This window comes from Micromonospora maritima (assembly GCF_902825405.1).
GTDB lineage: Bacteria > Actinomycetota > Actinomycetes > Mycobacteriales > Micromonosporaceae > Micromonospora > Micromonospora maritima.
The window spans coordinates 1-10,166 of sequence record NZ_CADEAU010000175.1 but is presented as its reverse complement, the minus strand read 5'-3'; the positions used below and the strand labels follow the sequence as shown (position 1 = coordinate 10,166).

Genomic DNA, 10,166 nt, shown 5'->3' with positions numbered 1-10,166 from the left:
GCCGGCGCTGCGCCGCGCGGCGCGGGTCCACCCGCGCGCCGCCGCCGCGCTGGCCGACACGTGGCAGCGGCTGCCACTGGCCGACCGGTCCGTGGCCGTGCTGCTGAACGTCTTCGCGCCGCGCAACGGTGCGGAGTTCCGCCGGGTGCTCGACCCGGCCGGGGCGCTGCTGGTGGTCACCCCGGCCGTCGAGCACCTGGGCGAGCTGGTCGACGCGCTCGGACTGCTCCGGGTCGACCCGGACAAGGCCGACCGGGTGACCGGCAGCCTGGGCGGCCACTTCGTCGAGGAGTCCGCCACCGCGCACCGGGCCGAGCTGGCGCTGACCCGCGCCGAGGTCACCACGCTGGTGGGGATGGGGCCGAGCGCCTGGCACACCGACCCGGGACGGCTCGCCGCGCGGATCGCCGCGCTGCCCGAGCCGACGCCGGTCACGGCCGCCGTCCGGGTGGGCGTGCACCGTCCACGCTGACGCCGCTCAGGTGGAGAGGTCGACCTCTTCCCAACCCGGCGGCTCCTCGTGGTACGGCCCGCGCAGCACCACGGCCCACTCCAACGCCCAGCGGCGCTGCCCGATCGCGTTGGCGTCGACCAGCCCGGGCAGCGTCCCGCCGGCCCGCTCGGTCTCCAGGTAGGCCCAGTCCAGGCAGTAGTGCAGGTCGAGCAGCGCGGCGGCGTCGGCCGGGTGCTGCGGCGCGGCCAGGATCCGGGCCCGCCACTGCGGGAACGTCTCCCCGGCGACCAGGTTCGGCATCCGTTCGACCAGCCGCTCGTCGACCGGCACGGTCGGGTCCAGCTGCTTGCTCAGGCCGAGCACCCAGGCCAGCGAGAACAGCGCGTCGTGGTGCAGCACGAACGACCGGTGGTCGCCGCGACCGCCCATCACGAACTGCCACTCCGGCGGCGTCAGCATCTCGACCAGGTGCGAGTCGAGCAGCCAGCTCATCGCGGCCTGCGCGGGCATGCCGAAGCAGCGGGCCAGGATCAGGTGCAACACCGCGATCCGGGCCTCGATCTCCGGCGTCGGGCGCAGTTCGATCTCGTCGCCCGGCTCCCACACCAGCGGGAACTGTGGCGGCGGCAGCGGAAGACCCAGCCGGGACAGCTCGTCGAGGCTCGCCTCGCGGACGGCCCGGGGGTCGGGAGCGGATACGCGCAACGGTCTGTCCCTGTCTGGTCGCCTCGGCTCGTCGCCGGTCGGTCCCCCCTGGCCTGGGAGGATAGCGGCTCCGGCCGGGCCGGCACCATGGCCGGCCCGAGCCGGGACTCCTCAGCCGATCCGGTCGATGACCAGCGGCGCGGCGGCCGGCGCCTCGGCCGCCACCCGGATCGCCCCACGCGCCTCGGCCAGCGCGGCCGGGATCCGCTCGGCGTGCTCGGCGCGCAGCTCGAACAGCGGATCGCCGACCCGCACGCGGTCGCCGGGGCGCTTGTGCAGGACCACGCCCGCCGGCACGCTCACCGGGTCCTCCTTGCGGGCCCGGCCGGCGCCGAGCCGCCAGGCGGCCACCCCGATCGCGTACGCGTCGACCTCGGCCACCCAGCCGTCCTCGGTCGCGGTGACGACCTCGACCTCGGGTGCGGTCGGCATCGGGGCGTCCGGGTCGCCGCCCTGCGCCCGGATCATCGCCCGCCAGGAGTCCATCGCCCGGCCGTCGCGCAGCGCGGCGGCCGGGTCGGCGTCCGGCAGGCCCGCCGCGTCGAGCATCTCCCGGGCCAGCGCCAGCGTCAGCTCCACCACGTCGGCCGGGCCGCCGCCGGCGAGCACCTCCACCGACTCGGTCACCTCGACCGCGTTGCCGACCGCCAGGCCGAGCGGGGTGGACATGTCGGTGAGCAGGGCCACCGTCCGCACCCCGTGCGCGCCGCCCAGCTCGACCATGGTCCGGGCCAGCTCGCGGGCGTCGTCCACGTTCTTCATGAACGCCCCGGAGCCGACCTTGACGTCGAGCACCAGCGCGCCGGTCCCCTCCGCGATCTTCTTGCTCATGATCGAGCTGGCGATCAGCGGGATCGCCTCGACGGTGCCGGTGACGTCGCGCAGCGCGTACAGCTTGCGGTCGGCCGGGGCGAGCCCGTCACCGGCCGCGCAGATCACCGCGCCGACGTCGCGGAGCTGGGCGATGAACTCGTCGTTGCTCAGCGCCGCCCGCCAACCCGGGATCGACTCCAGCTTGTCAAGCGTGCCACCGGTGTGGCCGAGCCCCCGGCCGGACAGCTGCGGGACGGCCGCGCCGCACGCGGCGACCAGCGGGGTCAGCGGCAGGGTGATCTTGTCGCCGACGCCACCGGTGGAGTGCTTGTCCACGGTCGGCCGGGCCACCGACGACAGGTCCAGCCGCTCGCCGCTGGCGATCATGGCGGCGGTCCACCGGGCGATCTCCGGGCCGGTCATGCCGCGCAGCAGGATCGCCATGGCCAGCGCCGACATCTGCTCGTCGGCCACCAACCCCCTGGTGTACGCGTCGACCACCCAGTCGATCTGCCCGTCGCTCAGCACACCCCCGTCCCGCTTCGCCCGAATGACGTCAACCGCCGTGAAAGCACTCACCTATCAAGATCCAATCAGTAATCGCGCATGGTCGCACTCACCCGCGAACGATGACCACGTCGGGCCTGGGCCGACCGTGCCCGGCGGAGGGATCAAGCCTGACCGCCCGGAGCCGGGCGCGGTCGGCCCAGGCCCCAACCTCAACCCCAGCGAACCGGAATCTCCGTAGGAGGCTCACCCTCGCCGGCCCAGAAGATGGTGCCGGACGCGTCCACCACGACCACGCGCGGCGTCCGCGCCAACCCCCACTCGATCGCGCCGGCCGGCTCGTCCCAGGTCGGGCCCTCCTCCAGCACACCGGTCTCGGCGTCCTCGGCGTCCCCGGCCGACCGCTCCCAGTAGGTCGTCCAGACCTGCTGCCCGCCGGACAGGTCGGGGTGCACGAACACCGTTCCCCGCCCCCGCCAGGCGGCCAGCCGGTCCGGCACCACCGGCACCGGGTGCTCGCCCGTCACCGCCTCGATGTCGGCCACGTCGAAGGCGTGCGGCAGCAGCTCCGCCATCCGCAGCGCGCCACCCTTCGCCTCGATCAGGCACTCCGGGCCGCCCTGCTCCCAGAGCAGCTGGCGGCACCGACCGCACGGCATCAGCGGCTCACCCGTCGCGTCGACGCAGGACAGCGCCACGATCCGGCCGCCGCCGGTGGCGTGCAGCGAGGAGACGACGCCGCACTCCGCGCAGAGCGTCACGCCGTAGCCGGCGTTCTCCACGTTGCAGCCGACCACGACCCGGCCGTCGTCGACCAGGGCGGCGGCCCCGACGGGGAACTTCGAGTACGGCACGTAGGCGTGCCGCATCACCTCGGTGGCGGCGGCCCGCAGCCGCTCCCAGTCGATCTCCATCACGACTCCCATTCTGCCCAATCCACACCGATCGGTCACCGATGCGGCCGGAGACGACGGTGCCCGGCGGGTCCTCCCGCCGGGCACCCTCGTGTCGCGGAGGCTCAGCCCTTGATGTACGGCTTGCCGTCGGCGGCCGGCGCCCGGACCTTGCCGACCAGCCCGGCCACCGCCAGGATCGTCGCCAGGTAGGGCAGCATCGCCAGGAACTGGCTCGGGATGCTGCTGCCGATCGCGCCCAGGTAGGTGGCGAGCTGGTCGGCGAAGCCGAAGAACAGCGCCGCGAGCAGCGCGCCGGTCGGGCTCCACCGGCCGAAGATCAGCGCGGCCAGGGCGATGAAGCCCTTACCGCCGATCATGTTCTTGGTGAACGAGTAGAGCGCCAGCGTGTACGACGCCCCACCGACCCCGGCCACCAGACCGGCCATGATGACGTTGCGGTAGCGCAGCCGCAGCACCTTCACGCCCAGCGTGTCGGCGGCGGTCGGGTGCTCGCCCACCGACCGGGTCCGCAGGCCCCACCGGGTGCGGAACAGGGCCAGGTGGATGACCAGCACCAGCAGCAGGCCGAGGTAGAGGAAGATGTTGCCCCGGAACAGAGCCGGCCCGATCAGCGGGATGTCCTTCAGCAGCGGGATCTCCCAGTTGCTGAAGCGCGGCGCGCTGTTGTACTTCGCCGCGTCGGTCTGCATCAGCCGCTCGTAGAGGAAGCCGGTGACGCCGACCGCCAGCAGGTTCAGCACGATGCCCATGACCACCTGGTCGACCAGGTAGCGGATGGCGAACACGGCGAGCAGCAGCGAGATGAACGCGCCGCCGATCGCGGCGGCCACCAGGCCGACCCAGACGCTGCCGGAGATGCTGCCGAACAGCGCGCCGGAGAACGCGCCCATCAGCAACTGGCCCTCGATCGCCACGTTGACCACGCCGGAGCGCTCGCAGAGCACGCCGGCCAGCGCGCCGAAGATCAGCGGCAGCGCCAGGATGAACGTGCCCCGGACGACGTTGACCAGCGGCATGAAGTTGCGGCCCTCGGGGGCGGCGGAGACCTGCCAGCACAGGAAGCTCAGCACGAAGGCGACCAGCCCGGCGCCGAGCAGCAGCGTGAACCAGCGCTTGGGCACGCCGGCCAGCAGCGCGGCTCCGGCCGCGGCGGCGATGACCCCGAACAGGATCGCGCCGATCGTGCCGTTGATCTCCAGGGCGGCGCCGCCCTCGGTCTCGCTGAGCGTGAAGCGAGCCTGCTGGCCGGTGGCGAGCGCGCCGAACAGCACGGCCGCGAGCACACCCAGCGCCAGCAGGACGGCCCCGGCCTTGCGGGTACGCGTCCAGAAACCCTCGTCGACCGCGGTAACGGCGACCTCGGGGACAGCGGTGGTGGACATGCTCACCAGCCCTTCGCGAGGCTCGTCTGCAGCCGGGCGGCGCGGGCCGCCCGGAGCTGGAAGATCGCCTTCACCAGGGCGGGCGCGGCGATGAAGATGACGATGAGCGCCTGGAGCACGGTGACCAGCTCCAGCGAGATCCCCGAGTACGACTGCATCCGGTTGCCGCCGGCCTGGAGCGCGCCGAACAGCAGCGCGGCCAGCAGCACGCCCCACGGCCGCACCCGGCCGAGCAGGGCGACCAGGATGCCGTCGAAGCCGATCTGCGCGATCACCAGCGGGGTCAGCGCGTTGGCCGTGGACCCGAGCACCATGTTCGAGCCGCCGAGGCCGGCCAGCAGACCCGCGGTCGCCATCACCAGCACGTACGTCTTGGTCACGCTGATGCCGGCGGTGCGGGCCGCGTCCGGGTTCTCGCCCACCGCGCGCAGCTCGAAGCCGAGCGTGGAGCGGTTGAGCAGCCAGGCGATGAACCAGGTGGCGAGCACCGCGAGCAGGATGCCGGCGTGCACCCGCAGGTTGTCGCCGAGCAGCCGGGGCAGTTGCGCGGAGGAGTCGACAGGCTTGCTGATCGCGTCCGCGCGGTCGGGGTTCTGCACCCCGCCCTGGATGATGATCCAGGACAGGAAGTAGATCGCCACGTAGTTGAGCATGATCGTGTTGATCACCTCGTGGGCGCCGGTGCGGGCCTTGAGGATGCCCGGGATGAAGCCCCAGAGCGCGCCGCCGAGCGCGCCGGCGATCAGCGCCACCAGCAGGTGCACGCCGGGCGGCAGCGGCAGCGCGAAGCCGGCGACGGCGGCCAGGATCACACCGATGGTGGCCTGCCCCTGGGCGCCGATGTTGAACAGGCCGCCGCGGAACGCCAGCGCCACCGACAGGCCGGTGAAGACCAGCGGCGCGGTGTAGGTGAGCGTCTCCGAGATGGGGCCCATGACCGCGGTGAAGCCGACCGCGTCCGGGTCGAAGATCGCGCCCTTGAACAGGTTCGCGTACGCCTCGCTGACCACGGTCCAGCTGGCGTTCAGCGCATCCGCCGGGCGGGCGGTGATGTAGCTGTAGGTGGCCAGCACCTCCGGGTCGGAGACGATGATCAGCACCGCGCCGACGAGCATCGCCAGCACCACCGCGAGCACGGTCACGGTGACCGTGTTGGCCGCCCAGAGGTTGTCCAGGAACAGCTTGCCCAGGCTGGGCCGCGGCTCGCCGGCCGCCGGCTGCTTCGTCGCGGTGGCGGGCACCTGGCGCTCGGTGTCGCCGGCCGGCGCGGTCGGCGTCGCCCGGGCCTCGCCGCGCGCCTCCTGCGCCTCGGTCGCCGGCTCCTTGTCCGGGGAGCCCGAGACCGGATTCGGGTTCGTCATGCCTCGTCCTCGTTGGCAGGGCTGTCAGCGGTCGGGGTGGCGGTGTCGGGCGTGATGCCGGCCATCAGCAGGCCGATCTCCTCGCGCGGGGTGTCCGGGCCGACGATGCCGATGATCCGGCCGCGGTACATCACCGCGATCCGGTCGGCCAGGCCGATCACCTCGTCCAGCTCGCTGGAGACCACCATGACCGCGGTGCCGATGTCCCGCTCGCGGATGACCCGGCTGTGGATGAACTCGATCGAGCCGACGTCGACGCCCCGGGTGGGCTGCGCGGCGATGAAGAGCTTCAGCGGCCGGGACAGCTCCCGGGCCACGATCACCTTCTGCTGGTTGCCGCCGGAGAGCGTGCCGACCGCCGCGTCGGCCGACGAGGTACGGATGTCGAACTGCTCGATCCGCTCCTTCGCCGACTTCCCGATCGCGTCCGGCTTGAGCGACAGGCCCTTGCCGAACGGCGGCCGGTCGTAGATGTCCAGCACGAGGTTCTCCGCCACGGAGAACTCCTTGACCAGGCCGTCGACGCTGCGGTCCTCCGGCACGTAGCCGACGCCGGCGCGGAGCACCTTCTTGGTCGACCAGCCGTTCACCACCTCGCCGTCGAGGCTGACCGTGCCGGCGAGCGTGGGACGCAGTCCCATGATCGCCTCGATCAGCTCCGTCTGGCCGTTGCCCTGCACGCCCGCCACGCCGAGCACCTCGCCGGCGCGCACGGTCAGGTCGATGCCGTCCACGGCGCGTACCTGCCGGTCGTCGTCGACGACCAGGCCGGCGATCTCCAGGATCGGCTTGCCGGGCTCGGCGGGCTTCTTGTCGACGGTCAGCCGGACGCTGCGGCCCACCATCAGCGCGGCCAGTTCGTCCCGGCTGGCGCTCGGCTCGGCCGTGCCGACGGTCTTCCCGCGCCGGATCACGGTGATCCGGTCGGCGATGGCCTTCACCTCGCCCAGCTTGTGGGTGATGAACACGATCGACTTGCCGGCGGCCTTGAGCGACCGCATGACCGTGAGCAGTTCCTCGGTCTCCTGCGGGGTGAGCACGGCCGTGGGCTCGTCGAGGATCAGCAGGTCGACGTCGCGGGTGAGCGCCTTGACGATCTCCACCCGCTGCTGGATGCCGACCGGCAGGTCCTCGATCACCGCGTCCGGGTCGACCCGGAGGTTGTATCGCTCGGAGACCTCGGCGACCTCGCGCCGGGCACGCCGGCGGTCGAGGATGCCGGCGAACGGCCCCCGGACCTGCTCGGCGCCGAGCATGACGTTCTCGGCCACGGTGAAGACCGGCACCAGCATGAAGTGCTGGTGCACCATGCCGATCCCGGCGGCGATCGCGTCCGACGGGCCCTTCAGCTTCAACGGCTTGCCGTCGACCAGTATCTCGCCCTCGTCGGGCTGGTAGAGCCCGTAGAGCACGTTCATCAGGGTCGACTTGCCGGCGCCGTTCTCGCCGAGCAGGGCGTGGATCTCTCCAGGCTCCACCGTGAGGTCGATGTGGTCGTTGGCGACCAGATCACCGAACCGTTTGGTGATGCCGCGCAGTTCGAGTCTCAGCGCAACCTCCTGGAGTGCGAGCGATGGTGCAGCGTAGCCACTGCCGCGCCGCCACCGCGCCGGGTGGGGGTGTGGGGGATCAAGGTGACCGGCCGCCCCGAGGCGCGGGGTGCGGACCCCGTGCGCCGGGACGGCCGGATCGTCAGTGCTGGTGCCCGCCGGCCCCCGCAGTCGATGATCTCATCGCGGCGGCCGGCGGAGCGGTCACTTGGTCGGCTGGGCCTTCGAGGTGACCGTGATGGTGCCGGCGGAGATGTCCGCCTTGATCTTGTCGACCTCGGCCTTCAGGTCCGCCGGGACCTTGCTGTCGAAGTCGTGGTACGGCGCGATGGAGACGCCGGTGTTGGCCAGGGTGCCCACGAAGCCCGGCTTGGACTGCAGCTTCTCGCCACCGGCGGCCTTCAGCACGGCCTCCTTGACGGCCTCCGGGATGTTCTTGACGACCGTGGTGACGATCGCCGAGCAGTCCGGGGTGCTCTCGCAGCCGTCGACGTCCACCCAGACGACCGAGTACTTGCCGCCCGAGGCCTTGGCCGCGGCGGTGGTGCCGAGGCCCGCGCCGCCGGCGACCGGCATGACGATGTCGGCGCCCTGGGCGACCAGCGCGTCGGACACCTTCTTGCCCTCGTCCTGCTTGACGAAGTCGTTGGTGAAGGAGCCCTTCTGGGTGGCCTTGTCCCAGCCCAGCACCTGGACGTTCTTGCTCTTGGCCTTGTTGTAGTACGCCACGCCGTCGGCGAAGCCGTCCATGAAGATGGTGACCGGCGGGATCGGCAGGCCGCCGTAGGTGCCCACCTTGCCGGTCTTGCTCATCCCGGCAGCGAGGTAGCCGGCCTGGAAGGCGGCCTGCGCGGTGTCGAACTGCATCGGGTAGATGTTGTCCACGCCCGGGTTGGCGTCCACGATCGCGAACTGCTGGTTCGGGTTCGCCTGCGCCGCCGCCTTGGTGGCGTCGGACATCAGGCCACCGACGGCCAGGATGAAGTCGCACTTCTGGTTGACGAAGCCCTTGAGGTTGACCTCGTAGTCCGCCTCGGCCTTCGACTGGACGTTCTTGATCTCGATGTCGCCGTTTTCCTTCTGCGCCTCCTGCAGGCCCTTCCAGGCCGAGGTGTTGAAGGACTTGTCGTCGATGCCACCGACGTCGGTCACCATGCAGGCGCTGTACTTCTTGCCACCGGTGCCGCCGGCGTTGTTGTCGTCGTCGGGAGCCTCACCACACGCGGCGGCGCCCAGCACGAGGCCACCCGCCACGAAGGCGGAGGCGATCCGCATCCCACGCACAGAGCGCAAGACGTCTCCTTCCCATTGCCCACCGCGTCGTGCGCGGTGCGCAGCCCTTGCGCCGGCCTGCGGTGTGCCGCCGGCGTCCCACGTTACGGACGGGAGCGTACGCCCGCGCCCACCCACCGGCCGACAATCGTGCACGACTGTTGAGCGTCCGTTACCCCGGTGTAACCCTTGGGTGGGGCAGATCACTTCTCGTGCTGACAGACCTGATGGGCGGTGTCGCGAACGTCCGTTTCCGGCACCTCCCGGGCCTCCCGGCGGACTACCGCCAGAAGACCGCGACCGCCGCGTTGACCAGCGTCAACCCGATGATCGCAAGGAAGTGCCCACGGTTCACGGACTCCCGCTTACGGGAGAAGAAGACCATGACGAAGATGAGCAGCGCGAGCACCAACTTGGTAACAAGCTTCGCCGGGGCCGGCTCGTCCCCGTCGCGTAGCGGGGCGGACAGTCCGAGACCGGTCACGATCTGGATCACCGCCCCCCACAGCATCGCGGCGTTGATCCGCAGCCGGCCGGTGACGTACTGGGCGATCGCGCCGCCGAGCAGCAGTGCGAAGCCGACCAGATGGACGTAGAGAAGGATCAGTCGAAGAGCTTCCACGCCGGCCATCCTCCCCTATCAACGACGCTTTGTAGTAGGGGCCCTCCGAGGTGCCGTCATACCGTGACCTCGACCCGCGCGGGTGCCGCCGACGGCACGCCCGCGCGGGCACCGGCCCGGCGACCCACCAGCACCAGGACCAGCCCGACCAGCGCGTACCCGGACAGCACGGCCAGCGACCGGCCGGCCCCCGCGCCGTCGAAGAAGGCCGCCGACCGCAGCAGCGTGCCGCCGGCGCCGACCGGCAGGAACTGGCCGACGGTCCCCCACGGCTGCGGCAGCAGTTCGGGCGCGGCGGCGACCGCCGAGAGCGGGTTGCCGACCAGGAAGACCAGCAGCGCGCCGAGCCCGATGCCGGCGCGGCCGAGCAGCGCGTCCAGCCCGGCCACCGTGCCGGCGGCGGCGAGCGAGAACAAGCCGATCGCGCCGGCCTCCCGCCACGGATCGCCGTCGACCAGACCGAGCCAGCCGTGCAGCACCGCGACGCCGACGCCGCCGGCGACCACCGCGTACCCGATCAGGCCGGCCGACCGCGCGACGCGACCGGCGACCAGCAGCGCGAGCAGCGCGCCGGCCAGCATGC

General features: G+C 71.9%; 9 protein-coding genes and 1 pseudogene. 1 reads left to right on the top strand and 9 read right to left on the bottom strand.

The annotated features are described in order from the left end of the window. The coding region (locus tag HUW36_RS16960; protein ID WP_484502594.1) for a class I SAM-dependent methyltransferase at positions 1–472 on the top strand (472 nt) is incomplete at its 5' end. 6 nt (positions 473–478) lie between these two features. Here the strand turns inward: HUW36_RS16960 and HUW36_RS16955 are convergent. The 9 genes and pseudogenes from HUW36_RS16955 to HUW36_RS16915 all read right to left on the bottom strand — a co-directional run. After that, entirely contained in the window at positions 479–1,159 is a 681-nt protein-coding gene (locus HUW36_RS16955; protein WP_174529064.1) for a DUF4272 domain-containing protein, read from the bottom strand. Positions 1,160–1,270: 111 nt separating this feature from the next. After that, positions 1,271–2,551 carry a thymidine phosphorylase gene (locus HUW36_RS16950; RefSeq protein WP_174529063.1) on the bottom strand — a complete coding sequence of 427 codons (1,281 nt, stop codon included), beginning with the start codon at positions 2,549–2,551 and terminating at the stop codon, positions 1,271–1,273. A gap of 140 nt (positions 2,552–2,691) precedes the next feature. Then, the gene (locus HUW36_RS16945; RefSeq protein WP_246248196.1) at positions 2,692–3,393 is read right to left on the bottom strand and encodes a cytidine deaminase; all 702 of its coding nucleotides are present in this window, start codon (positions 3,391–3,393) and stop codon (positions 2,692–2,694) included. Between the two features lie 104 nt (positions 3,394–3,497). Next, positions 3,498–4,778 (bottom strand): ABC transporter permease, encoded by a 1,281-nt coding sequence (locus HUW36_RS16940; RefSeq protein ID WP_174529061.1) that lies wholly within the window; start codon positions 4,776–4,778, stop codon positions 3,498–3,500. Between the two features lie 2 nt (positions 4,779–4,780). Next, on the bottom strand, positions 4,781–6,139 hold the full coding sequence (locus HUW36_RS16935; protein WP_174529060.1) for an ABC transporter permease: 1,359 nt from the start codon (positions 6,137–6,139) through the stop codon (positions 4,781–4,783). Next, on the bottom strand, positions 6,136–7,629 hold the full coding sequence (locus HUW36_RS16930; RefSeq protein WP_343044332.1) for an ABC transporter ATP-binding protein: 1,494 nt from the start codon (positions 7,627–7,629) through the stop codon (positions 6,136–6,138). Before HUW36_RS16930 ends, HUW36_RS16935 begins: the two co-directional genes overlap by 4 nt. Positions 7,630–7,893: 264 nt before the next feature. Next, complete coding sequence (locus HUW36_RS16925; RefSeq protein WP_174529065.1) at positions 7,894–8,964, bottom strand: BMP family lipoprotein; 1,071 nt, start codon at positions 8,962–8,964, stop codon at positions 7,894–7,896. A gap of 277 nt (positions 8,965–9,241) precedes the next feature. Beyond that, complete coding sequence (locus HUW36_RS16920; protein WP_174529059.1) at positions 9,242–9,583, bottom strand: hypothetical protein; 342 nt, start codon at positions 9,581–9,583, stop codon at positions 9,242–9,244. Between the two features lie 56 nt (positions 9,584–9,639). Then, a pseudogene (locus HUW36_RS16915) lies at positions 9,640–10,166 on the bottom strand (hypothetical protein); the annotation flags it as partial.